The sequence below is a fragment of the Halomonas sp. DP4Y7-1 genome (assembly GCF_019800705.1).
GTDB lineage: Bacteria > Pseudomonadota > Gammaproteobacteria > Pseudomonadales > Halomonadaceae > Halomonas > Halomonas litopenaei_A.
In genome coordinates this window covers 504,798-530,194 of the sequence record NZ_JAHVKS010000001.1, presented here as the reverse complement: position 1 = coordinate 530,194, position 25,397 = coordinate 504,798, and the positions used below count along the sequence as shown (strand labels likewise).

The following is a 25,397-nucleotide window of genomic DNA, read 5'->3' as shown; positions in this document are numbered from 1 at the left end:
ATTGTCGGAGCTTGGCTCGATCAGCCAGGCGCTGCTTCTCTGAATCGTGGGGCTTGCCGGAGCCCACCTCGCTGACCGGGGTGGGGCCGAATCGCCCTCGACCTCTTCCAGTCGCAGGCGCTTCTCCTCGCGCTTGGTGAGCCGGTAGCAGATTAGCTCCTGCTCGCGGACGACCTGCTGCACAACCACAGTCTCAGGCGCCTGCGAGTTGGCCTTGCAGTACCTCTACCAGAGCTCTTGCCAGCACTCCCACACGTAGCTGAGCAGATCCTCGGTATAGAGCGCGGCTGCTCGATCGCCGTTGGGCGCGACGGCCTCGCACCTGTGCGAGTACGTGAAACGCATAGACACGATACAATATAGAGATATAACCTTAAGTGAAACTCTCTCCTCTCAAGCTCAGGGAACAAAATATGCTTTGGAGAATTAAAGCAACACTAGACTCCGTTAAATATCGGGCCGAGAAGGACATTAGAGAAACGTTACTTAAAAACAGAAATTTTAAAAACAACAAATGGTCATCACTAGAAAGGCTGGTGACATGGGGAGCAAAAAATACCATTAAAGCTACTGCCATAATAGCTACAATGTATGCCATAGCGACATCTTTAATTTCTAAAAACTATCATGAGCTGAAGGAGATTCTTCCAAAACCTATAAACAGCCTAGATAAAGTCATTGAAATCCAGGGGACACTATTAGGAACTCAGGCAACTTTGGTTGGCCTTATCTTTCCACTGGTAATAGCTTTTATTGGCATATTGCTACAAGGTAAGTCTTCCAACAAAGCAATGTGGGCTATCTATAAAGATTGCTCAGGGTTTATGCTCGTCGGTTTCAGCTCTTTAACCTTAATACTCAGCTCAACTATAACAAATGCCATTTCACCTTGGCTAGAGCTCCATACTATCTCGGCAGCATCTTACGCACTAACCGGCTGGTTTTTATTTAATTTATTTTTATCAGGATGGTTTCTATGGAAGACTATTCAATTTTTACACACTGAAGAACGAATGAACATGGTTCTCAAATACTCCATAAACGAAGTGATGAAGAATGATATAAGAAACAGGCTTGAGGAGCGCCACGGAAACTCCGCACTACTAAAAGAGCTTTGTGAAATCACTAAAAAAAACACCCTTAAGGTAAAGCCATACACTTTAGAAGAGCTACCAACGAAAATAAATAAAATTTCAGACAACCAGGTTGTCAGCAATATTTTACTTATGCCTATAAGGTTCAGCATATCAATCTTAAACATTCAGACAAGAATATCAGAAGATAAAAACAATGAGCACACTCTCTGTTTTTCTATCAAAATCAATGACAAAGGACATCCAGATATTAAAATCGCTGAGACCAGCCTCTCTAAAGCAAACCCACTTTCCAAGGCCTTAATAAAATTTTCCATACGAACATCTAAAATAAAACCCAGCAAATCAATCAGCGTAGAGGAAATAGTCTCAGCCTTATTTGGCCAACTAGAAGATTCATTAAAAGAAAACAATAGCAACCAATTCCAGCAGTCAAGAGATGAACTAATAAAGTTCCAAAAGGAAATAGAAAAATCATGCCAGTTTACCAACGAACAAGGTAAACCAGACAACTGGTTACTCCTACCAGAAGCAAGGCTTTTCGGGAAGGACTTTCTCTTCACCTTTATAGCGGAAGGAACTAATGTTTCATCATTGGTTACAAGCCGCATACAACAAGACAACAGCTATTATGAGAGCTGGTGTTATTTTTATCTTGGACTATTCACTTTTGAAAATTCTGCAAGGCCGAAAAACATTGGTCAAGAATACATTGAAGGCCACTATTTCATATGGGTAAAACTTATGGAGTGGATTAGTGGAAATGACAGCAATTCCTCACACAAAGATAACAATGAAGACAGATCAATAAAACACTTTATTGGAAGCTGGGAAAGCTGGAAAAACCGAATTGGCAAAGATGACGCAACGATATCAGACAGTGAATATTGGTATAAAATAACCCATTTGGAAAGAACCAGCCATATGGCAATAACCTCTATAAAGCATAAAAACATAGAGGCTGCAAAATGGGCCATTGATGCTCTAATATACTGGGAGGATAAATTCATAGAAATACACAAACTAGCCAACTACTACATGTGGCATAGCGCAATTATCACACCCGACCTAATGCAAGACATATCGGAAGAACTTAAAGAACTTATAGCCGAAAAAAACAACTTTAACGAGATAGAAGCCGCAACAATCTCTTTGCTGAATTATTGGACTGACATACGCTGCCTAACCGCGGCTTACATCATCTCACTAACTGGATATATAGATAACCATATTCTCAAAGAATTCTTGAGCTACATAACTGAAGCAAAACGAATCAAGCCGTCAGGGCACATAAGCAATACAACTAACTCAATAAACAATGCCAGCGAACTAATCGGGATTTACCTTAGACAAAATGGTTCATGGAACACCCAAAATGATTATAAAGAAAGACTGGAAAAGCACATAGAAAATCTTGCAAGAATTCAAGAACCTGCTTGGGTTTCTGGCAGAGTGTATTCTTTCGATGGGAATACGCGCGACCAATATCTGTCAGTTTTTTTTACAACATATGGAATCGGGCTCTCCACTAGGGAATTTTCAATCAGTAGGGATTGGCAATCGTTCCTCAACTCCTGCTCCATAGTAGAAAAAGAAAACTTGATAAACAGCTTAAGCAGCTTGAAAAGCACAACCGAAGAAATAGAAGAAAAAATTATAGACCTATTTGATATAGACCATGAGGAAATGAAATCAAGAAAGTCAAATTTCGAAAAATCAGTAGACGTCCTAATCAATGATTTAAAAGAAGGTGCCACCAGATCAATCATAGAGTCTGATGTAGATGAAGATATCCTTCGTAGCTATAGCTCCTACGCTTCCGAGAATAATTTTTCAAAAGAGAAAGGACCTATTCCATTAAGCATGTTCGACAAAGTTTTTCACACTTCAGCTTCAGAAGTAACCTTAAAGACTTTCAATATAACTAATTTTAATAAATCCAATGTTGGGAGAGGCCTTGAGGTGAACAGAGCAATAAATGAGAAAGAGTGGCTTAACAACGTAATGAGGCAAAGAGCTCAGCTAGATACCTTTCGAGAATTAATCATGGGAACAAGCTGGAAAAACCATGAAGCAAAATCAGCTAACGAAGTAATAGAACATGCCGTTAATGAGGGAAGATCAATAATAAAATCTGGAAAAACCCCTATCCTTTTCATAGGGCCATGGAGTGTTTTTAAGAAAATTGATTCGTCAAAGTGGGATTACACTCCGAAATCCGAAAGACTCCCCTATGAAATAAATATTGAGAGTGGAATGCCAGAATCATACATTTGTCACATTGATGGCATTGAGACTTACAGGCTCCCGTTCTCAAGGTCACCTGAATGTTTTCTTACCCCAAAAGAAAACATGGAATCTTTAGAAATAGCGGAGTTCGACGAAGGCATTTATGTAAACATTGCATTCGAGGAAAGTGAGGACGACCCATTAACTGGAACCCTTTCACTTAGATATAGAATTAAACCAAGTATTGGTATTGAAAAAGGACATCGATACATACTCAGTGATGCTGAAGATTAATTATTTTTTTAAACTTTATGAAAAGAGCTACTAAATATATAATAATTAAAATAGCCCTAAGCGCTGATTACTTAGGGCATTGAGACATAGTTATTGTTTTGAATAGTCGATGCTACCGGCTCATTCTGTCCTCCTGATGGCTGCACTATAGCCTGTGCAGCTATGGAGGAGGTCACTTCAATAGATGGAAAAATCAAGTCCTTGGCTACTCATCTCGTCCACTCCTCCTCGCCAGAAACCCAAGCATCAGCAGCGCAAATGCCTCCCCGTTTCCACGTCTCCTCAGCAGCGGCATGCAGAGTTTCTCTTGGTCGCTCACGGAGTCGAGTACGGCGTCGGAGACCTTCTTCGGGAAGAGGCCTTGCATCACCAAGTCTTCGCTATGGTTGCGCACCTGGGCCGTCACCGCTTCGTCGCGTTCAATGCGGTCGGCGATGCCGTTGGTGAAGTGCAGCTTGTTGTCGTCGATGACCTCGATGCTGTAGACATCGTGGAGTCGGCCGGTGATTTCGGCCAGACGCTGCTTCTCTGGGCCGTGGGGCTTGCCGGGTCCTCCTCGCTTCCCCCATGCGTATCTGCTCAGCTTCACGTAAGCTAGCGTAAAAAGTGATAAGTAATCTATAAACGCAGCAGGGAAGCAGCTATGACAAGGCAAGCTTTCAGCGAACGGGACATCTGCACCAAGTTCATCACCCCCGCCATCGAGCAGGCGGGCTGGAACATCCACACCCAGGTACGTGAAGAGTACCCGGTTAGCGATGGCCGCATCACGGTACGCGGCCGCATGCACCACCGGGCTCACCCGCGTCGGGCGGATTACGTGCTGTCTTTCCAGAAGAACCAGCCCATCGCCGTCATCGAGGCCAAGGACGCCAGCCACAGCCTGGGCCATGGCATGCAGCAGGCCCAGGCCTACGCGGAGAAGCTCGATGTCCCCTTCGCCATTAGCTCCAACGGCAGCGGCTTCCTGTTCAGCGACCCCCACCGCCTGGTCTTCGATCAGGCCGAGACCACACTGGCGCTCGATCAGCTCCCCGGGCCCGATGCGCTCTGGCACGGCTACCGCCGCTGGAAAGGCCTAAGTGAAGAAACACGCCCGGTCGTCGAGCAGCCTTTCTACGACGACGGCAGCGGCCGCACGCCCCGCTACTACCAGATGGTCGCGGTCAATCGCACGGTCGAGGCCATCGCCAAAGGGCAGGATCGCCTGCTGCTGGTAATGGCCACCGGCACCGGCAAGACCTACACCGCTTTCCAGCTGATCTGGCGACTGTGGAAGGCCGGCCGCAAGCAGCGCATCCTGTTTCTGGCCGATCGTAACGTACTCGTCGACCAGACCAAGAGTGGCGACTTCAAGCCCTTCGGCGCGGCCATGACCAAGATCTCCAAGCGCCAGGTCGAGAAGTCGCACGAGATCTACCTCTCGCTGTATCAGGCCGTCACCGGCAGCGAGGAAGAAAAGAACATCTACAAGCAGTTCAGTCCGGACTTCTTCGACCTGGTTGTCATCGACGAATGCCACCGTGGCAGCGCCGCCGAAGACTCTGCCTGGCGCGCCATCCTGGACTACTTCAGCGGGGCTACCCATATAGGGCTGACCGCGACGCCCAAGGAGACCACCGAGGTTTCCAACATCCACTACTTCGGCGAGCCCATCTACACCTACTCGCTCAAGCAGGGCATCGACGACGGCTACCTGGCACCCTACAAGGTGATTCGGGTCGACCTGGACCGCGACCTGCAAGGATGGCGCCCCAGCGACGGCCAGACCGACATCCACGGCGAGGTGATCGAGGATCGTATCTACAACCAGCGAGACTTCGACCGTCACCTGATCCTGACGCAACGCACCGAGCTGGTCGCTCGAACCGTCACCGACTACCTGACCCAGACCGACCCGATGCAGAAGACCATCGTCTTCTGCGAGAACATCGACCACGCCGAGCGGATGCGCCAGGCGCTGGTCAATCTCAACCCTCAGCACGTGGCCAAGAACCGCAAGTACGTGATGCGCATCACCGGCGACGAGCTCGAGGGCAAGGCCGAGCTCGACCACTTCATCGACCCCGAAGAGCCCTACCCCGTCATCGCCGTCACCAGCAAGCTGATGACCACCGGCGTCGACGCCAAGACCTGCAAGCTGATCGTGCTCGACCAGCGCATCCAGTCGATGACCGAGTTCAAGCAGATCATCGGACGCGGCACGCGGATTGACGCAGAGCACAATAAGTTCTGGTTCACGATTCTGGACTTCCGCAAGGCCACGGAGCTTTTCGCCGACCCCGCCTTCGACGGCGAACCAGAAAAGGTCTACGTACCCGGCGAAGGCGACCCGCTACTACCGGACGACGACGATGAAGCCGAGGACAGCGTCGATGGAAACGCGCCCGCTGACGAAGACGGCGCATCCCCCGACGACGAGTCACCGAGCGATCCCGCCTTGCCCCCCGAAGAGGGCTGGGTGGATGACGAAGACGGCGGCATCGGCGAGCCGCCCAAGCGATACGTCGTCGATGACGTCACCGTGGCGGTCATCGGCCGGCGCGTGCAGTACCTGGGGCCGGACGGCAAGCTGATCACCGAAGAGCTGACCGACTACACTCGCAAGACGGTACGCGCCCACTACGCCACCCTGAAGGACTTCCTGCGCCGTTGGGAGGCCAGCGACCGCAAGCAGGCCGTGTTGGATGAGCTGGCCGAACAAGGCGTGTTCTGGGAAGAACTCACCAACGAGGTCGAGAAGACACTCGGCGATACACCGGACCCCTTCGATGCCATCGTGCACATCGTCTACGGCCAGCCTGCACTCACCCGTCGCCAGCGCGCGGCCAAGGCCCGCCAGTCGGACTATTTCACTCGCTATGAAGGCCAGGCCCGCGCCGTGCTGGACGCCCTACTCGACAAGTACGCCGACAACGGCGTGGCCACCATCGAGGACACCAAGGTATTGAAACTGGCACCGCTGGACCGGCTCGGTACCCCCGTGGAGCTCGCCAAGGCCTTCGGCGGCAAGGCCGGCTATCGCGAGGCCGTGAGAGCCCTCGAGGAAACGCTCTACGACGACGCCGCTACAGCCGGCTGACACAGCTAGGTACAATACGTCGCATTCTGCGCGCCGGCAGCCACACCGGCGCGCTTTCGGTTATCGAGACGAGATTCCCATGAGCATCAGCACCACCATCAAGAGCATCCAGGACATCATGCGCAAGGACGTCGGCGTCGACGGCGACGCCCAGCGCATCGGCCAGCTGGTCTGGATGCTGTTTCTGAAGATCTACGATGACCGCGAGCAGGAATGGGAGCTGGACTACGACGACTACGTCAGCCCCATCCCCGAGCAATTGCGCTGGAGCAGCTGGGCCGCCGACCCGGAGGGGCTGACTGGTGAGGGCCTGAAGAGCTTCATCGACAACACCCTCTTTCCCGGACTGCAACAGCTGGATGCCGGCGGCGACGCCCGCGCCGCCGTCATCCGCAGCGTGTTCGAGGATGCCTACAACTACATGAAGTCCGGCCATCTGCTGCGCCAGGTGATCAACCGGATTCAGGAAGACATCGACTTCAACGCATCTCAGCAGCGTCACGCCTTCGGCGACATGTACGAGCAGATCCTCAAGGACCTGCAGAGCGCCGGTAATGCCGGTGAGTTCTACACGCCGCGCGCCGTGACCGAGTTCATGGTCAACCGCGTCGATCCCAAGCTTGCCGAGAGCGTGATGGACCCGGCCTGCGGCACCGGCGGCTTTCTCACCTGCACTATCGAGCACAAGCGTAAACATTATGTGCAGACGCCCGCCGACGAGCAGACGCTGCAACACAGCATCTACGGCTGGGAGAAGAAACCGCTGCCGCACCTGCTGGCTACCACCAACATGATCCTGCATGGCATCGAGGTCCCCAGCCAGATTCGCCACGACAACACCCTGAACCGTCCCTACCGGGACTGGGGCCCGAAGGAGCGGGTCGATGTGATCGTCGCCAACCCGCCGTTCGGCGGCACCGAGGAAGACGGCATCGAGAACAATTTCCCGGCGGAATTCCGCACCCGTGAGACCGCCGACCTGTTCATGGCGCTGTTCATTCGCCTGCTGAAGCAGGATGGCCGCGCCGCCGTGGTGCTGCCGGACGGTTTCCTGTTCGGCGAGGGCATGAAGACGCGCCTCAAGGAAAAACTGCTCAGCGAGTGCAACCTGCACACCATCGTTCGCCTGCCCAACGGCGTGTTCAACCCCTACACCGGCATCAAGACCAACCTCCTGTTCTTCACCAAGGGCCAGCCGACCGAACAGGTGTGGTACTACGAGCACCCCTACCCCGAGGGCTACAAGAACTACAGCAAGACCAAGCCTATGCGCGTCGAGGAGTTTGCCACCGAGGTCGACTGGTGGGGCGACGAGGCCGACGGCTTCGCCAGCCGCCAAGAAACCAAGCAGGCCTGGAAGGTCGGCATCGAGGAGATCAAGGCGCGCAACTACAACCTGGATATTAAGAACCCCTGGCAGGAAGAGCAGGTCAGCCACGACCCCGACGAGCTTCTCGAGCAATACGCTCGCCAGCAGGCCGAGATCCAGGAGCTACGTGACCAGTTGAAGACCGTACTCGGCGACGCGCTCAGTCATACGTCTCAGGATCAGCCAGCGCCCCAGCAAGCGGAGGAGTCGGCATGAGCGCTCAGGAGCTGATCACCGACCACCTCGATCTCTGGACCAGCGCCGTGACGCACAAGAGCGGCTCGGGGCATAGTGCATCGGGTAAGAACGGGAAAATCGAACTCACTGGCATCAAGAAGCTGCGCGAGCTGATCCTAGAGCTCGCCGTGCGCGGCAAGTTGGCGGAGCAGGACCCTAGCGACGAGCCCGCTAGCGAGCTACTGGACCGTATCGCCGAAGAAAAGACCCGGCTTGTTAAGGAAGGGAAGATCAAGAAGTCAAAAGGCTTGAAACCAATTGATGAGAAAGATAAGCCATTCTTTCTTCCCGAAGGATGGTCGTGGGTTCGTTTGGGCGAGACCATGGAAATGTACAACGGCAAGGCTTTCAAATCCTCTGAATGGTCAACTTCTGGGCTCCCTATTGTCAGGATTCAAAACCTCAACGACCCTCATGCCCCCACCAATTACTTCAATGGTGAGATAAATGAAAACCACAGAATCGACAACGGTGCTTTCCTCATAAGCTGGTCAGGAACGCCCGGAACTTCTTTTGGGGCTTTTATCTGGGAGAGAGGTCCAGCAGCTCTAAACCAGCACATTAACAAGTGCGTTTTCTTTGGCGACCATCTCGAACCACTCTTTATGAAACTGGCTGTCAATGGCCAGATGTCGCACTTTGTCCAGAGTGCACAGGGCGGGGTCGGACTAAAGCATGTGACGAAGAGTGTTCTCAATAATGCTTTGATTGCTCTCCCTCCATTTGCGGAACAGTGCAAAATCGTCGAAAAAGTCGACGAGCTTATGGCCCTCTGCGACCGCCTGGAGCAGCAGGTCGGCGACCAGCTGAAAGCCCATGAGGTACTGGTCGACACCCTGCTTGATGCCCTGACCCGCTCCGCCGATGCCGCCGAGGTGGCCGAGAGCTGGGCTCGCGTGGCTGAACATTTCGATACCCTCTTCACTACAGAAGCTAGTATCGATAAGCTTAAACTGGTTGTTCTAGATCTAGCTGCCAGCGGCAAGCTTATTGATTTCCATGTGGAAAAGCGACCGCTAAAAAACATACTTTCCTTTGGCCCGAGAAATGGGCTATCACCAAAGGAAAGCAGCTTCCATACTGGCATCAAGGTTCTTAAATTGGGTGCTACGACCAAGGGAACCTTGAAGCTCTCAGAAAGCAAAGACATTGATATTGACGAGCCAGAATCATCTCACTTATGGCTTAAAAAGGGAGACATTCTAATACAGCGTGGAAATGCAGCGCGCCATGTCGGCTGCAATATTATGATAGAAAGCAATCAACCAGGGTTCATCTATCCAGATTTGATGATGAAAATCAGAACCAAAAAAGAAGCCAACCCAAAATTCATCTCTTATTGCTTATCTTCCCCGCAATCAAGAATCTTTATGTGGGATCGTATGACTGGCACCTCTGGAACTATGCCAAAAATAAGCAAGAAAACTGTGGGATCCATACCAGTTCCATTGCCTGATATAAAGACTCAGACAGCTACTGTGGAAAAAGTCGACGAACTAATGGCCCTCTGCGACCGCCTCAAAGTACGCTTGGGCGAGACCGCCGAGACCCGAGCCCAACTGGCCGAAGCGGTAGTAAACCAGACGGTGAGCTGATGGCCTACGATCGCCCCTGGAAGTCGTTTCAAGAGCAGTTAGCCCTGCTCACCGAGCGCGGGATGCAGGTCGGCGATGAGGCCGCCGCCCTGGAGTATCTGGAGCGCGTCGGCTACTACCGACTAAGCGCCTACTGGTATCCCTTTCGGGTCTTCGAGACGGTCGGTCATGACCGACATGACCGGCCAATCACCCAAGCAACGGATCAGTTCGTTCCCTGCACCCAGTTCGTCGACGCGGTGCGACTTTACCTCTTCGACAAGGAGCTTCGGCTGCGCCTGACCGATGCACTTGAGCGCATCGAGATCGCGCTGCGAGTGGATATCGCCTACCTATTGGGCGAGAGCGATGCCTTCGCGCACCTGCATCGCGCTACCTTCCACCCCTCCTTCGCCCGCCGCAAATCCGGACGTGACCCGCGCGACAGCTTCGAGAAATGGCAGGAGCGCTGCGTGGGGATGGAGCGACGCTCCAAGGAAGACTTCGTCAAGCACTATCGGCAAAAGCACGGGCCGCGACTGCCGATCTGGGTCGCCGTCGAGACCTGGGACTTCGGCACCCTCTCGCAGCTCTTTGCCATGATGAAGGTACCGGACCAGGTGCGGATCGCGCAGAAGTATGGCATTCAGGACTGGAAGGTCTTCCAGAGCTGGCTTCGCTCGCTCAACTACCTGCGCAATGTCTGCGCCCACCACAGCCGGCTCTGGAACCGCAACGTCATCGACCAGCCCAGGCTGCCCAAGCCTGGCGAGATACCATGGTGCGATGCGTTCCGCGACGAACAGCGGCTCGCCCGTCCTTTCCTGCTACTGAGCATCGTTCGGCACATGACCCTAGTGGTCTGCCCCAATACCGGGTGGCATCGACGCCTACAGGCACATCTGGAACGTTTCCCGGTGCCGCATTCCAGGCGGAGGCTATCGCTGGAGGACATGGGGGCTCCACCGGGCTGGGAGCGCTGGTGGTACGAGTGAGGCGGCGAAAACACAAATAAGAACCCCCGCGTAAGCTCGTGAGAGCCAAGAGGCGGGGGCCGTGTTGACAACCATGGTAGAGCACCACCCTGGGCGAGGCAACGCTTTTCTCTACCAAACGCAAGGAGGCACCTGGATGGCCATCGAGCAAGGAATCTGGAAGCTGGCAGGTAATGCGGGCGAGCTGCCGCAGAAGCTGCGGCCCACAGGGCTCGCCGACGAGGGGCAGCTGGAAGATCAGATCATGCAGGATGTCTCGATCCTCAATCGGGATTGGCTGCTGATTGGCCGGCAGGTACGCACCGGCTTCGATAAGCTGATCGACCTGCTGGCGATCGACGCCAACGGCACGGTCATCGTCATCGAGCTCAAGCGCGACAAGACGCCCCGCGACGTGGTCGCTCAGGCCATCGACTATGCCTCCTGGGTCGTCACCCTGGCCGACTACCAGCTGATCGAGATCTACCAGGCCTTCGCCAAACGCTATCAGCGCCCTCACGCGTCCCTCGAGGACGCTTTCGAGGCCAAGTTCGGCATCCCGCTGGACAGTGTCACCCTCAACGAGAATCACCAGCTGGTGGTCGTGGCCACCCAGCTCGACGCCAGCAGCGAGCGGATCATCAATTACCTCAACGAGCATGCCCAGCTCTCGATCAACGCCATGTTCTTCGCCGCCTTCGAGGACCAGGGCAACCATTACCTGAGCCGCGCCTGGATGATCGACCCTGACGAGCCAACTCAGCCGGCCGCCCGCAAGACGCGCAAGGAGCCCTGGAACGGCGAGTTCTACGCTTCCTTCGGTGATAACCGCCCTTGGGAGCTGGCACGACGCTACGGCTTCATTGCAGGCGGTGGTGCGGCCTGGTATTCGAAGACCCTCGCCATGCTCTCTGAGGGGGACCGGGTATGGGTCAACATCCCCAAGACTGGCTATGTAGGCGTGGCCGAGGTGACCGGAGAGCGTTGCCGAGGCGACCATTTCACGGTGCAAACCGATCAGGCATGTCAGCGACTCCAGGATCTCACTACGGCCACCGAGTATCCGCAGATCCACCGGGCGACCGATGAAGACGACGAGGAGGCAGCGGAATATCTCGTGCCGGTCCGCTGGATCGCCTCATTTCCTGCCTCGCAGGCATTCAGCGAAGTCGGCCTGTTCGGCAATCAGAACACTGTCTGCAAACCCACGACACCAAAATGGGAGCATACAGTGACGCGCCTGAAGCAGGCATGGGACATAGACTGATATGCCAATCCTAGTTGGCAGCAATGTGGAAGCTTGGACACACTTTCAATTATCTTTCGAGCTTGAAGCTCAGTTGACTAGGGCCTGGCTCGCTCTCAGCCTGAGCTTCTACTACATTCACTCCTCCCTCTACCATCTCTTCGACCCATATCTCTCCGGAAAACTTGGCATTTTCGTATTCAACTCTCTTCATCCATTCAACATCGTGAGGTACAGCAAAGATCTCATATCCTGGGATCTCCCAATCATCCTCAAAGTACCTCAGGACCCAGCCATAGCCGTCTTCTTGAGGGCATGGATCGATCTTGAAACTATATCGCGGCATTGCAATTCTCCTATGCTCACACCAGATTCCAACGCTTTCGTCCACCGGAGACCAGTGCCATCACGCGCTCGTTAACCTCCCAGACTCTGTCCTGTAGCTCCTTGATGCTGATTTCTCCCTCACTCTGACCCTTGATCCGCATACGAGGTAAGCCCAAACGTCTGCCGCCCGAGTTTTCAATCACGTCAGTCAGTGAAAGAGAGGCCTGGATCAGGGCCGAGAGCTCTTCCTCGTTCATGACTGGCTGGCGTAGCAGCGTGGCCCGAATCAGTGCCGAAGCCCAGCGAGTGCGATTTGGGAACCCCTCATAGGCGGCTCGCTCTGCGATCAACTCCTGCTCCTGGCGAGTCAGTCGAATCGATAACTTGCAGGACTTGGGGCCTCGCATCATATCCCGCCCCTCTTCGGCGATGCTTTCGCCACAAACGCGTTGGATCATCTCCCGCAGCACATCTGACTCCGAACGGCCAGATGCCTCACAAAGGCGCTGCCAGGCTTCCTTCTCGGCTGATGTCAGCCTGGTTTTGACCACTGCTGCTTCTGTCATCTCGTCCTCTTTCATCATGTACTTCCCATCGAGTGTGGTACCAAATGCCAGCACGCTGCCGGCAACGGCTGACACTTCGCGAATCCTGCCCTAGCTCTAAAAACACTCATGGATTTCGTACGCACGAAATTTCGACTCTGGCAGTGCCCTCTCTCGGTGCTCCGAATAGGGCAGTGGTACCACTTGCTGGCAGCTCGCGAATCCTGCCCTAGCTCTATAGCCATTCATTCTTTTCGTACGCACGAAAATGGGAGCAGGGACGCGCTAGGCTACTCCGTTAGTAATACGCATGGACCTGTCTCAAACCTGCTCGTCGCCAGGGGCTGATCGGGAGGCTTCGCCATTAGCAATAGGGGAGGCACTTGTCTCAACCGCTTCCGTCTCTCCATGCTCCCGGCGACGCTTGGCCAGCTCAGCTTTCATCCACTGCCCAGAGGCACGCATCTCAGCTCGCAGGTCTTCGATCTCTTCGGGTGTCAAGCGCCGGTAGCTCATGAGGTCTCCTTCTGAGATGGATCAAGCCGAAGCTCGGGATATATCGTTGCGCGCCATAGCCACTGGATAACACACACGGCAATACCGGCCACGCAGACAAACAGGGTACGAGCAGCCTCGCCATCGCCAGTAAGAGCGACGCTGACCAAACCAGGCAGTTCAGGGAGCAACGCCACAGACAACAGGATACCCACCACCAGTAACAGGCCCGAGATGACCAGCCCCACCCCACGCTTTACCCGCGCCACGCGGACGCGCCAGGTATCCAACCACTTGATATTGGTATTCATGACTTATCCTCCTGTCATCGTGTTGCCAGCACCGAAACGCTTCTGGTAGGCACGATAGGCAGACTTGGCGCCACGGTAAGGAGAGGTTGCCGCACTGCCTGCTAAGCGTGCATCACGTTGAACGCCGCGATACTGACGGCGGATGGCTGAGGGACGCATCGCGGACATAGCAGAGCCCAGAGCGCCCTGAGTTGCCAATGCCACACCACCGCCCAATGCAGAAGCAATGGCCGGCACCTGCTTAAGCACGAGGATGCCAAGAGCAAAAAAAGCAATCAGATAGGCACTTGTGGTCATACTGGCCATGCTGCTTGCCGAGGACTCCACGATGTTCATGAACGCCTCGCTGACATCGATGACCATGCGCCCAATGGCTGAACCCAAAACCAGCAACATGCCGAAATTGATCACCATGCCCAGCCAGCTCTCGAAAAAGCGTTGGGTAGCGTTAAAAAGCAGGCCGATGATAAAGAGCGGACCAATCGCCAGCAGCACTGTGGTAGCGACCTTGCTGGCCAGGAGGAGAAACGCCACTACGATGGCAACACCACCGCCAAACACCATGATCAGAATTGCCACTAAATACATGCCGAAATCACCACTCATGACTCCCGCTTTATCCCAGGCCTGATCAGCTACGGCGAGAACGCGGGAGAACAGGCTGTCCAAAATGGCCGTGGCACCTCCATTGGACCCCGTGATGACTGCTGCTACCTTTTCCGGCCCGTGAGCCAGCACGTCCACCACGACGCCCATATAGGTACCGACCGTCAGTCCCAGTGTCATGATGAAGCCGATGCGAAGGATGCGAAAAACACCCTCCTGCAAAGGCTCACTGACCTTGCCAAACATCATCAAATAGCCCCAGATAGCGATCCAGACGATCAACATGCTGGTGAATATCGGAGTGATGTAAGCGATGAGGTCAGTAGCCGTGTTGACGATGTACTGGTCCAGTGCCTGATCAACGACGGAGAACATGCCTTCAAACAGGTTCATGAGTCCTCCTCGCTTTTGAGGCTAGACAGGTCCAGCTCGAAGGTCTCACCGCTAGACAGTGCCCGCTCCGCCTGGAGTGCATTAATGCAATTCGGCGCCTCCTGCAGTTCGCCAGGGTTGTTGCCACACATCTCCAGTGTCATCTTGCGCTCGTCGTCATGCGCTTTGTACCAGTCCACGGTCTGCACCGGGCCAGTATCCGGGGTTTCATCAAAACACCCCGACTGCGCAACGCTGACCAGAACTACAATGGCAATATTTCGTGCGCACGAAATTTTCCTGGTACTCATAAGGCCTCCTTACCAATCTAGTTCGAAAGGTTCCCCTGATGACGCGACGCGCATCTGCTGTACGCGCTGGTTGTGCATGGCTTGGCTAGCCTCGGCCTGCGAACGGAGCATGGACAGCTTGGCCATCTCGTTTTGCAGCATGACTTGCTCGGCGCCGATACGGGCCTGTAGGTCCAGAATGTCTTTCTGGTCAGGGCTGTTGTTGACCTCGGCCACCAAGCCGGTCAGCTCGCTGAAACGCTCCTGAGCCTGCTCCAGGGACTTTTGGGACTGGCCAAGCCAGGTCGCCATGTTCTGGTTGCCGCTGTCATACAGGTCTGCCACGTCACCGGACAGGCCGTGTTCGCTCGCCCCCCTGATGCCGGCGTCGCTCAGCACCTGGTTAGGATCGACGATCACGGCGGTGTCATAGGCCGAGTCGATGACGTTGCCCAAGCCACGAACCCCGCTCATGCTGTCCAACTCCTTGTTGGCCGTTTCGAGCTGGCTTTTCAGTTGCTCGATTTGGTTAAGCATGTGTTGAACCTGCAAAATCTGCTGGGTCAGGCTCGATACGTCGACAACGGGAATCCCGCCTGCCATGGCTGGCTGCGATAGTCCGATGGTGGCCGCGAGGGCGACACCGGCCATTTTTCGTGCGCACGAAATTTTGTTGCTCATGATCAAACCTCCTTTTGACGATCCTGGCGGGTCGCTTTGGCCTCCAGACGCCGTCTCGTCCTCTGGAGCGTGAGCGACCGTTTTTCAAAATCCAGGCTTTTCAGGTCGATGGACTCCATTACCTCTTTCATCTCCTCGATGCAGGTGAAGAAATCCTCGGGAAGGATTTCCAACTCCTCGGTCAGAAAATCGCTTGCGTAGCCGGCGATGATCACCAGAGCTCGAATCTCGCTCTGGATGGCATGCTGTTCGACCGCGTGCGACCGGTACAGCCGCGACAGGCCACTGTCGGTGTAGGCGGGTGTGATACCCTGTTTGTTAGCCATGGATGCCTCCTATGCAGGCAGTCGTGGTTAGGTGCGGTCGGGGCCATCACCCCCGTTCCGCGCCGCTTGAGTTTTATGTGCGGAGGGTTCTGCGCATTTCTTCTACTGCAGGAGCTCCAACCTTGTCGCTGCCGTAATTTCTGGCTATGAGATCTGCTCTTTGCTGGCCCAATAACTCAGCCATCTCCGCCCGAGTTAATTTTGATTCGGACCCAAGATAACTCTTGGCCTTGGCCGCCTCGCTTTTATTTCTTGATGTACTCTGTGTTGTATTCTCTGTAATAGATTTGCCCTTTGGTCGAATCAAGGTTTGACCATCCTGATCACCAGATTGGCCAGAAGGGATAGTAGAATCGACCAAAGGGAAAAACTGGGAATTACAATCACTTCCAGAAGGGTCGTCGTCGAATTGCTCCGCCAGAAGCTCAAGCAAGCGCTCGCAGTTCACCCGATACCACATTTTTGCAGGTACATCTCTCCTTTCCTCTTCCAATACGCCAATTTCCACTAGCGATTTCCTAGCATTAGCCTGCTGCTTTGGAGAAAGTCCTGTTTCTGACTCCCAGCTATCTCTGCCACGCTGATTCTTATAAAACCACCCGCCTCTTTCCTCCGCCTTGGTGTTACGCGTCCAGTAAAATGCTTGGCTGAGAAAAACTGCACCAGGAACTGAAACGCCGGGAAGGAGCGTGAATGCGGCATGATAAGCAACCACCCTACCCAAGATCTTCTGTACTACCGAGGGACTAACACGCGCCATATTCAGAAGGCTCCAAATCCAGAGCGTCTTTGACTTGGAGCGTCCGAAAATAGACACGACGCCCTACCTTCACCATCGTCGGCTTCAGCTTTCGAGAGACCTCAGTATCTGAATAAAGAGAAACTCGCACACCATCGGGCGAACGACCAAGAAGATCCGCCAGGTCTGTTATGCTCATCAGCAGGCCGAACCGATCAATAAGATATTCTTCGACTTTCATGGCTAGCACTCCATCAATCACACATCGACGTAATCAATGCTAACCAAGCAAAGCCAAAGCTCAAGCGCGCGCCCCTTGCATAGCAATCAATGCACTAGATGTTGATTATCAAAGTGTATTATCTTGAAGAAAAGGCGCACTAAAAACACTAGGGATTACAGCCGCTTAAATAAATAACAAAATTTAACAAATTACACAGAAGCGAAGACACGGAGCTCAAGAGGAGCAATAATAAGAATAACAGTATTATTATTCTTATTATTTCTGAAAGAAATCCTCCTTTTGGCAGGGGAGTCAACACTCCTTTACCACCGGTGACAAAGCACCGGCATCCGCTCAACAAACAATGGTCAAGAAGTTTGGCTATTGACTTTGAATTCGGTCTAGCTTCGCGACCAGATCTGCCACCCGCAGTTGTGTATATCTCCTCAGCATCTGCATTGATTTGTGACCCCTGATCGCCGCTAATTTCTGATCAGACAGTCCAGCCTCTACCAGCCGACTGACAGCCTCATGGCGCAGATTATGGGAGCGGACGTCATCTAGTCCGGCCTACTTCTTCGCCTGGCTCCAGAGCTTGGTGTAGGCATAGGGGCCGCGCTTACCGTCTCCGCTAGGTTCACCGAAGAACACCAGGTCACTTCACGCTTTCCTTAGCCTCAGCCAACTGTTAATCAAGTTTTTCCCCCACCGCATTCTTCAGCTCTTCTCCACGAGTAGCTATCTTTTCTTGAAGAACGCGAGAATAGCTTGATATTTCATCTCCCGTTTTAATCACTTTGGACAAACTAGCTTCCCATACGCCTCTTTCATCTTTAATATCAGCTCGCAAAACGCTCTCTTGGTGTCCCCAGAAAACATTAGCTTGCCCATAAATCTTGCAGACAGAATCACTCATCTCAGGATAATAAATATCTGAAATGGCTTTAGCCTCATGAAGCCGATGGCAGCTCTCTACATATCTCTCCCGAAACTCATGGAGTTTCATATTGTTATCAGATTGTATATAGCTCATAGTTAGAGATGTCTCTAGCGAAACTCTTGACAATATCGCATGCATTTTTCTTAGCTCTTCTCTCTCAATTGCCACCTCTGCCATAACACGCTCATGCAGCAATCTATCTGATTGAAGAGCAACATCCTTTTGGGCAGCAATCTCAGCAATCCTTACCTGATTTCTGACTGTTATTTTTGTCGTTATGTATGCGGCAACCGCACCGATAACAGCCCCCAAGAAAACGTACATCTCCTTAGGTAGGTAGCCATCATTTAATGAAACACCCAGCATTTTTCACCCTCCATGCAAGAATTAGAAAACTCGTAACTAATGATCCCTTATACGATCCAGTTTTATAACCAAGTCCTCCGCCCGCAAGTGCGTATATCTTCTCAGCATCTGCATGGACTTGTGACCACTGATCGCGGCGACCTCTTGGTCGGATAGCCCCGCCTCTACCAGGCGGCTGACGGCCTCGTGGCGTAGATCATGAAAGCGAAAGTCATCGAGCCTGGCCTGCTTCTTGGCCTGGTTCCAGAGCTTGGTGTAGGCGTAGGGGCCGCGCTTGCCATCCTTTCCAGGCTCGCCGAAGAACACTAGGTCGCAATCGAGCGGCCGCACGGGGTTGTTCAACGCCAGCTTGAACACCTCCGTGGCAGCCTGAGTCAGCGGCACCAGGCGAGCTTCGTTGTTCTTGGTGTCCGTGAGGCGCACCAGGCGGCGTTTTACGTCGACCTGTGAGCGAGTGAGGGTCAGGATCTCTGAGGAGCGCATGCCCGTCTCCAGGGCGATTCTGGCGATCCATGCCAGCATGGGATTGCTGTGCTGCCGTAGCACGGCGAACAGGCGCTTTTCCTCATCAGCACTCAGGCGTCGGTCGCGCCCTTCTCCAGGGCTGGGTTTGCGGATGTTCTGAACGGGGTTGTAGGTCAAACCGAGGCCCCATTCCTGGATGGCCACGGTGTAGAGGTGGCCGAGCAGGGCGAGCTCCAAGCGCACGGTATTGGGACTGATAGGCTGGCCACGATGGCCAATGCTGTTCAGGCGGGTGTCACGAAAATTGGCGATCAGCTCCGGCGTCAGAGCCGCAAGGGAATACTTGCCCAGTTGCTCAATCAGCGTGCGCGCTTTGTGCTGCTCGCTTTTCTGGGTGCTGGGCTTCTTGGTAGGGGTAACGTCGGCCAGGTAACGTTTTAGCGCGGCTTCGAGCGTCATGCGTTCCGAGGCACTGCGCTGGATATAGATGCCACGCACCATTTCATCTTCGGTGCGGCGTGCCCAGTCCTGAGCGTCTCGCTTGGTGCGGAAGGTCTTGGCGGTGGTGGGCCAGCCGGTCTTGCGGATGACGGCTTTCCAACTACCGGCGGGGGTCTTGACGATGGTGGCCATGAAAATCTCCAGGGGGCTGAAGAATCGGTAATGTACCGAAACTGTACCCTTGGACTATGGGACTCACCAGAGAGAATTCGTAAGATCCTGATTTTATTGGTGGGCCCAGCTGGACTCGAACCAGCGACCAAGGGATTATGAGTCCCCTGCTCTAACCAACTGAGCTATAGGCCCTTATCAGCGCGGACGTATGATAGCGAATGCGGCGGCCGTAGGCCAGCGGGTTTCAGGTGGACGCTTGCCACTGGTCAGTATGGCGGTCTTCGAGGCGTTTTGGCTGCGCCCTTCCTCACATCACAGCCCTGGTCGCATCTTCCCTCGGGCGCCTCGAGAACCGATTTGGCGACTGGCTGTACCGCTGGCGTACCCGCCGCGGCGCCCTTCTCCTTTCACCGATTCCCCGCGCCCTTTCTTCCCACGTCCTTTCCTCCCACGCCCTCTCTTCCCACGCCCTCTCTTCCCACGCCCTCTCTTCCCACGCCCTTCCTCCCTCGCCCTTTCTGACGCGCCATTTTCCCACATCTCTAGTCACGCGTTACTGCTCTTCGCCCTCTATCGCTCATTAACGCTCTCCAGGGCTCTCTAGCCGTCGCCTCTGTGTCCCGCTCTGCTTCTGTGCGCTGTGGCGGTGTGTCGTCTGGATAACTTCGCATCTACTGCACCAGCCCAAGGATGGTGTAGGGGGCTTCGCAGCAGCGGCGTTCGTCGCGTTCGCTGACACTGTGCAGGTCGTAGTTGCGGTCGTTGTCGTAGGCGACGAACAGACGTTCGCGGTCAAGTACGGCGAGGCCTTCGGCCTTGTGTTCGAACTCGAGCACCCTGTCGTTCTCGTCGCGTACCAGGGTGGGTGTCCTGCCCTGGCGGAAGTCGTGCAGCGACATCACCCACAGATAGCCGCCGATGACCTCGTCGTCGCCCTCTTCGGTCTCGAAGCTGGTCAGCAGGTAGAGCTGGCCGTGGTAGGGATCGTACTCAAGGCTAGACAGGCCACAGACGTGGTCCACGCCGTCGTACTCGCCGGGGTCGAAGCTGAAGACGTCATGCAGGGCATCGACAAATTCCAGGTTGTCATTGTCGTTGATGATGTAGTGGGAACCGATGACCCGGCGCACGTAGTCGAAGTCATCGTGGGCCTTGCCCTGCTCGCGGATGCCGAACAACAGCAGGCCATCGCCACGCTCGCCGGGAATCGCGGCCAGACCCTCGATCTTGTAGTAGGGCTCGCCTACGGCTGCGTCCATCTTGCGCCGAAACTCGAGCGAGCCTTCCACGCCGTCGCGGGGGTCGGGGTCCACCACCTGGACCCGGTCAGGCTCGTGAAGGGGCCAGATCAGCAGGTGGTTATAGGCGTTGAGATCGTGAGTCTCGTCGTCGATGCGATCAAAGCCGGTGGTGGCGATCATGTGGCGCCCATCGGTGGTCAGGGCGAAGTCTTCATACTTCACCGCTTCCTTGATGGTCTGCTGGGTCAGGTAGTCGATGCGGTTGTCGTCGGGACCATCGGCGGTCAACGGCAGGCTGAAGGCGGCGGAACGCTCGTGACCGGGGATCGGCTTGTCGCTGGCCATCAGCAGTCGTTCGCCATCGTAGGCCACCGCAGAAATCTCGGCGTTGACCAGCTCGCCCTGGTCGTCACGCAGCCCGGGAGGAAAGCAGTGGATCGTGCCCTGCTTGAGGATCTTTACCCGTGTCATCAAGCCTCCTGATCGTCGTGTAGTAGAGGCATCCAGCCTACGCCTTGTGCCTCTGGTCGGCGAGGGGGGGAGTTTGACGTGCACAAACCACAAGCTTTAATACGAACGCTTCGCATTATTTCCACAATTCGTTATATTGCTTGCGCCAGCAGCGACAGCTGCCCCTTCGATGTCTGCTGGCCGGTTGCGATGAAGCCCGAAGAGGCTTTCACGCGTTGTTTCGCCGACACGCCTAATGGCGGCGGTGTTTCTTATTCAGCGATCCTTTCATGCACTCCAGACACCCTCTTTCCCACGCCATTCGCTTCCCCCTCGCCTGCGACTCAGCATCACCGCGAACGCCCTGCCGCTCCGGCTACGCAGCGCTGCTGCTGACCCTGGCAACACCTGCTACGGCCCTGGCACAAAACGACACTTCCGTTGCCGCGACCACTACGCAAGCGGAGGTTACCGCCGACACCATGGTGGTGGTCGGCTCGCGGACGCCCAAATCGATCAGTGAGATTCCCGGTGCCGTCTGGGTCGTTGACCAGCAACAGCTGAACACCCAGATCGCCACTGGCGCGGATCTGAAAACGGCCCTTGGTCGTCTGGTGCCCGGTCTGGACCTGGCCCCTCAGGGGCGCACCAACTACGGCCAGAACATGCGTGGCCGTAGCGTTCAGGTGCTGATCGACGGTGTCTCGCTGAACAGCTCTCGCGGTCTCTCGCGCCAGTTCGATGCGATTGATCCCTTCAACATTGAGCGCGTAGAGGTGCTGTCCGGCGCCAGCAGCCTGTATGGCGGAGGTGCCACCGGCGGCATCATCAACATCGTCACCAAGAAGGGGGAAGGTCCCGGGCGCCACTTTTCCACCGCCACCAGCGTGACCAGCGGCTTCAATGACAGCGACGATGCCGATTTTCGTCTCGCCCAGGACATCAGCGGCGGCAACGAGCAGATTCAAGGTCGTCTGGCGGTGGCGTATCAGGACAACGGCCGTTTCTACGACGGTCGCGGTGACGAGATCTTCCCGGATATCGCCCAGACCGACCTGCAGGACAACCGCTCCATCGACATCATGGGCAGCGTCGATGTCAGGCTGGCGCCACAACAGACACTGACGCTAGGGGCTCAGCTCTACCGCTCCGCCTATGAAGGGGATCGCGGCCTGTATTTCCCCAACCTGACCCTGGGCAACCTGGACGGTGCCGAGATCCGTGACGGCTACTCATCGGACCGGGACCCGGCGACCGACCGTCGCATGGTCAACCTGCAGTATCATCACGCTGACCTGCTGGGCCAGGACTTCTACCTGCAGGCCTTCTATCGGGAGGAGGAAGCCAGCTTCAACGCCTTCCCCTACGCGACATCTGAGGGCATCGAGTTTCGTACCTCCAAGCAGAACACCGACCTTGGCGGCATCAAGGCGTTATTTGACGCCGACCTGAGCGACAGCGTGTCACTGACCTATGGGGTCGACATGGACCGGGAGTCCTTCGACGCCAACCAGATGCTCTTTGATATCGCTGCGTCCAACGCCAGTGGCGGGCTGACTCAGCAGCGCAGTGACGTGGTCCCCCGCTACCCCAGCTATGAAGTGGATGGCTATGCAGGCTTCGCCCAGGGGGATTGGCGGGTAACCGAGGGGCTGACCCTGTCTGCGGGGGTTCGTCAGCAGCACATGGATGTCGAGGTCGACGACTTCAATGGCATCCCCGGCGGCAAGAATGACTACGACGCGACGCTGCTCAATGCCAGCGCGCTGTACGACTATGGCAATGGTCACCAGAACTGGATTCAGTTCAGTCAAGGCTTCGAGCTGCCCGATCCTGCCAAGTATTACGGCAAGAGCGCCGACGTCAGCGTCGACGACAACCCGCTGGGTGCCATCAAGACGGATCAGGTAGAGCTGGGATGGCGCTTCAACAACGCCGACTGGAGCACCCAGGCAGCGCTTTACTATGCGTGGTCTGACAAGGCGGTGGAAAACGCCGAAGACCTGTCCGTCAGCGTGGTTGAGGAAAACAAGCGTGACTACGGTCTTGAGGCTGCTGTCACTCGCTACCTGGACGGGGGCTTCGAAGTCGGCGGCACCCTGCACCTGGTCCGCTCGGAACAGGAAGACGACGACGGACAGTGGAACAAGCGTGACGCCCGCTACGCCTCGCTGTCATCGGCGACGGCCTTCGTTGGATGGAACGATATGGCCGCGGGTCGCAGCGCGCGCCTGCAGGCCAACCATGCCCACAACCTCGAAGATGACAACGACCGTCAAATCGATGGCTATACCACGGTGGACCTGGCCCTGGCTCAGGACATCGACATCGGCCGCCTGACCCTTGGCATCGACAACCTTCTCGACGAAGAATACTCCACGGTCTGGGGTCAGCGCGCCGCGATGTTCTACTCTCCCTACTATGGTCCAGAGTACCTGTATGACTACCAGGGTCGGGGACGCACCTTTACCTTGGGTTGGACGATGGATTTCTAAGCCCTACCATCGGGCTGTGTCCTGACACCCATCCAGATCCGCTGCTGTCAGCTGCGCCAGGCCTTTGGGTCTGGCGCTTTTGTTTGCCCAACAGCGTGCGGCGCCCCCGGTTGCTGACGGCAACGCCTTATTTGATAATGAATTGCATTTGCCTTTGCGACATGGCATGATCATCGCCCCTCGATGCTCACGCTTTATCACTACGGTGAGACGCTTCATGTCCACGCTTCGCCCCTCGGCACCGTCTTCTTCTCGCTCGCCCACCACGCTGTCCTCTCGCGCTGGCACAGCTGACGAGAACCAGGATGCCCTGGGTAATGACGCGTCACCGCCGCGAGCCACTGGCGACGATACCGTAAAGGTCACGCCAGGAGGTGCCTGGGTACTGGCCAGCGTGCTGCTGGGCACCTTTACCGTGAGCCTCAACAACAGTGCGCTCAACCTCGCGGTAGCAGAGCTGATGGTGACCTTCGAGACCAGCGCCAGCCAGGTGAACTGGGTCATCACGCTGTTCATGATCAGCATGGCCATGAGCATGCCCCTCACCGGCTACCTGGCCGACCGCTTCGGCCGCCGCACGATCTACTTGCTGGGGCTGTCGGGATTTCTGGCGGGGTCCCTGCTCGGTGCCATGGCCGACAGCCTGTCGGGCATCATCATGGCGCGCGCCCTTCAGGGCACCGCTGCCGGCCTGATGATCCCGCTGTCCCTGGCGTTGATCTTTGCCGCCTACCCGCCTGAGCAGCGAGGCCGAATCAGCGGTATATGGGGCTTTGCCGTCATGATTGCACCTGCCATCGGTCCCACGGTGGGCGGTCTCTTGCTGGAGCTGACCCACTGGCGTGCGTTGTTTCTGATGAACCTTCCCTTTGCACTGCTCGGCCTGGCTTTGGGCTGGCGCTGCCTGCGGCGTGAAGCGCCCAATCGTCAGCGTCGCTTCGACTTGCCGGGCTTCGTGCTGATCACCTTGGGCATGGGCGCGGTGCTTGCTGCTCTGGGACGGGTCGAGACCCTTGAAGACCTGCTGTCCATTGGTGTGGCGGTGCCGCTGACCGCGGGAATCGCCTGCCTGGTGGCCTTTGTCCTGGTGGAGCAACGTACCACGACACCGTTGCTGGCACTGTCGTTATTTCGCCACTCGGCCTACCGCTTGAGCGTGGTGCTGGCCTGCCTGCAATCGATCATTCTGTTTGGCTGCGTCCTGCTGACGCCGCTGTGGATGCAGCAGGTGCTAGGTGCCAGTCCTTTCGTCACCGGACTGGTGTTTCTGGCCACCGCCCTTACCGCCTCACTGTGCTCGCCCCAGGCCGGCCGCATGATCGACCGCTACCCGCCCCAATGGTGTCTGCTGGTGGGGCTCGGCGTGACCGCGATCAGCCTGATGGGACTCGCCCTGATGTCACCGGCTGCGCCGGTGTGGCTGGTCGGGGCCTGGATGGGACTTCGCGGAATCGGCCTTGCCTGCGGCTACCTGCCTGCCACGACTGTCGGCGTACGCGCGCTGCCTGACGCCGAGATGACCCAAGCCTCCGCCATGAACAATATGGCCCGACGCCTGGTCGCATCATTGGGGCTGGTGGCGCTATCGCTTTACTACGATGCCCGAGTCGACCAGCTCGCCGGTAGTGACGCCAGTGTTGGCGCCAGTGCCCAGGCCCTGAGTGAAGCCTTCACCGCGCTCGCCCTGATCGCCCTGCTGTGCCTGCCGCTGGCCTGGCGGCTGGGCCGGGCAACACGCCATCACACTGCCCACATGCTTACGTGACGGATCCGCCCCATGATGCCCTCTCCCACGTTACGCCCATCATCGC

General features: G+C 55.6%; 22 protein-coding genes, 1 tRNA gene and 1 pseudogene. 8 read left to right on the top strand and 16 right to left on the bottom strand.

The window, feature by feature from the left end:
- Nucleotides 1–377 precede the first annotated feature (377 nt).
- A complete protein-coding gene (locus KUV72_RS02125; protein WP_222237274.1) occupies nucleotides 378–3,617 on the top strand; it encodes a hypothetical protein in 3,240 nt (1,079 codons plus the stop codon).
- 205 nt (nucleotides 3,618–3,822) lie between these two features.
- On the opposite strand, the gene KUV72_RS02120 is transcribed toward KUV72_RS02125, so the two are convergent.
- Nucleotides 3,823–4,206 (bottom strand): hypothetical protein, encoded by a 384-nt coding sequence (locus tag KUV72_RS02120; RefSeq protein WP_222237273.1) that lies wholly within the window; start codon nucleotides 4,204–4,206, stop codon nucleotides 3,823–3,825.
- Between the two features lie 54 nt (nucleotides 4,207–4,260).
- Here KUV72_RS02120 and hsdR point away from each other — a divergent pair, with 54 nt between their 5' ends.
- From hsdR to KUV72_RS02095, 5 genes are all read left to right on the top strand, one after another.
- Nucleotides 4,261–6,699 (top strand): EcoAI/FtnUII family type I restriction enzme subunit R, encoded by a 2,439-nt coding sequence (gene hsdR / locus KUV72_RS02115; RefSeq protein ID WP_222237272.1) that lies wholly within the window; start codon nucleotides 4,261–4,263, stop codon nucleotides 6,697–6,699.
- A 79-nt stretch (nucleotides 6,700–6,778) separates the two neighbouring features.
- Nucleotides 6,779–8,284, top strand: coding sequence for a type I restriction-modification system subunit M (locus tag KUV72_RS02110; RefSeq protein ID WP_222237271.1), 1,506 nt, complete (start codon nucleotides 6,779–6,781; stop codon nucleotides 8,282–8,284).
- On the top strand, nucleotides 8,281–9,900 hold the full coding sequence (locus KUV72_RS02105; protein WP_222237270.1) for a restriction endonuclease subunit S: 1,620 nt from the start codon (nucleotides 8,281–8,283) through the stop codon (nucleotides 9,898–9,900). The genes KUV72_RS02110 and KUV72_RS02105 overlap by 4 nt, the downstream gene beginning before the upstream one ends.
- Complete coding sequence (locus KUV72_RS02100; protein ID WP_222237269.1) at nucleotides 9,900–10,874, top strand: Abi family protein; 975 nt, start codon at nucleotides 9,900–9,902, stop codon at nucleotides 10,872–10,874. Before KUV72_RS02105 ends, KUV72_RS02100 begins: the two co-directional genes overlap by 1 nt.
- Before the next feature lie 136 nt (nucleotides 10,875–11,010).
- Nucleotides 11,011–12,120 carry an endonuclease NucS gene (locus KUV72_RS02095; protein ID WP_222237268.1) on the top strand — a complete coding sequence of 370 codons (1,110 nt, stop codon included), beginning with the start codon at nucleotides 11,011–11,013 and terminating at the stop codon, nucleotides 12,118–12,120.
- A 49-nt stretch (nucleotides 12,121–12,169) separates the two neighbouring features.
- Here KUV72_RS02095 and KUV72_RS02090 read toward each other — a convergent pair whose 3' ends face one another.
- The 15 genes and pseudogenes from KUV72_RS02090 to KUV72_RS02020 form a co-directional block, all read right to left on the bottom strand.
- Nucleotides 12,170–12,445: a hypothetical protein gene (locus KUV72_RS02090; protein ID WP_222237267.1), complete on the bottom strand. Its 276-nt coding sequence runs from the start codon at nucleotides 12,443–12,445 to the stop codon at nucleotides 12,170–12,172.
- A 16-nt stretch (nucleotides 12,446–12,461) separates the two neighbouring features.
- Complete coding sequence (locus KUV72_RS02085) at nucleotides 12,462–13,067, bottom strand: hypothetical protein (protein ID WP_222237266.1); 606 nt, start codon at nucleotides 13,065–13,067, stop codon at nucleotides 12,462–12,464.
- Between the two features lie 225 nt (nucleotides 13,068–13,292).
- Nucleotides 13,293–13,487: a hypothetical protein gene (locus KUV72_RS02080; protein ID WP_222237265.1), complete on the bottom strand. Its 195-nt coding sequence runs from the start codon at nucleotides 13,485–13,487 to the stop codon at nucleotides 13,293–13,295.
- On the bottom strand, nucleotides 13,484–13,777 hold the full coding sequence (locus KUV72_RS02075; protein ID WP_222237264.1) for a hypothetical protein: 294 nt from the start codon (nucleotides 13,775–13,777) through the stop codon (nucleotides 13,484–13,486). Before KUV72_RS02075 ends, KUV72_RS02080 begins: the two co-directional genes overlap by 4 nt.
- Nucleotides 13,778–13,780: 3 nt before the next feature.
- Nucleotides 13,781–14,776, bottom strand: coding sequence for a type IV secretion system protein (locus KUV72_RS02070; RefSeq protein ID WP_222237263.1), 996 nt, complete (start codon nucleotides 14,774–14,776; stop codon nucleotides 13,781–13,783).
- Nucleotides 14,773–15,066 (bottom strand): EexN family lipoprotein, encoded by a 294-nt coding sequence (locus tag KUV72_RS02065; protein ID WP_222237262.1) that lies wholly within the window; start codon nucleotides 15,064–15,066, stop codon nucleotides 14,773–14,775. Before KUV72_RS02065 ends, KUV72_RS02070 begins: the two co-directional genes overlap by 4 nt.
- 9 nt (nucleotides 15,067–15,075) lie before the next feature.
- A complete protein-coding gene (locus KUV72_RS02060) occupies nucleotides 15,076–15,726 on the bottom strand; it encodes a type IV secretion system protein (protein ID WP_222237467.1) in 651 nt (216 codons plus the stop codon).
- Nucleotides 15,727–15,728: 2 nt separating this feature from the next.
- On the bottom strand, nucleotides 15,729–16,052 hold the full coding sequence (locus KUV72_RS02055; protein WP_222237261.1) for a hypothetical protein: 324 nt from the start codon (nucleotides 16,050–16,052) through the stop codon (nucleotides 15,729–15,731).
- Between the two features lie 73 nt (nucleotides 16,053–16,125).
- Entirely contained in the window at nucleotides 16,126–16,767 is a 642-nt protein-coding gene (locus tag KUV72_RS02050) for a hypothetical protein (protein ID WP_222237260.1), read from the bottom strand.
- 31 nt (nucleotides 16,768–16,798) lie between these two features.
- The gene (locus KUV72_RS02045) at nucleotides 16,799–17,032 is read right to left on the bottom strand and encodes a plasmid-related protein (RefSeq protein WP_222237259.1); all 234 of its coding nucleotides are present in this window, start codon (nucleotides 17,030–17,032) and stop codon (nucleotides 16,799–16,801) included.
- 363 nt (nucleotides 17,033–17,395) lie between these two features.
- A pseudogene (locus KUV72_RS19790) lies at nucleotides 17,396–17,569 on the bottom strand (tyrosine-type recombinase/integrase); the annotation flags it as partial.
- Between the two features lie 133 nt (nucleotides 17,570–17,702).
- Entirely contained in the window at nucleotides 17,703–18,320 is a 618-nt protein-coding gene (locus KUV72_RS02035) for a hypothetical protein (protein WP_222237258.1), read from the bottom strand.
- Nucleotides 18,321–18,356: 36 nt separating this feature from the next.
- A complete protein-coding gene (locus KUV72_RS02030) occupies nucleotides 18,357–19,418 on the bottom strand; it encodes a site-specific integrase (protein WP_222237257.1) in 1,062 nt (353 codons plus the stop codon).
- 97 nt (nucleotides 19,419–19,515) lie between these two features.
- Nucleotides 19,516–19,592, bottom strand: a tRNA-Ile gene (locus KUV72_RS02025).
- 479 nt (nucleotides 19,593–20,071) lie between these two features.
- A complete protein-coding gene (locus KUV72_RS02020; RefSeq protein WP_222237256.1) occupies nucleotides 20,072–21,112 on the bottom strand; it encodes a hypothetical protein in 1,041 nt (346 codons plus the stop codon).
- A 269-nt stretch (nucleotides 21,113–21,381) separates the two neighbouring features.
- Between KUV72_RS02020 and KUV72_RS02015 the strand changes: the two genes are divergently transcribed.
- Both KUV72_RS02015 and KUV72_RS02010 read left to right on the top strand, forming a co-directional pair.
- Nucleotides 21,382–23,586, top strand: coding sequence for a TonB-dependent receptor (locus KUV72_RS02015; RefSeq protein ID WP_222237255.1), 2,205 nt, complete (start codon nucleotides 21,382–21,384; stop codon nucleotides 23,584–23,586).
- Between the two features lie 217 nt (nucleotides 23,587–23,803).
- Nucleotides 23,804–25,351 carry a DHA2 family efflux MFS transporter permease subunit gene (locus KUV72_RS02010; protein ID WP_222237254.1) on the top strand — a complete coding sequence of 516 codons (1,548 nt, stop codon included), beginning with the start codon at nucleotides 23,804–23,806 and terminating at the stop codon, nucleotides 25,349–25,351.
- The last annotated feature ends 46 nt before the right edge of the window (nucleotides 25,352–25,397 follow it).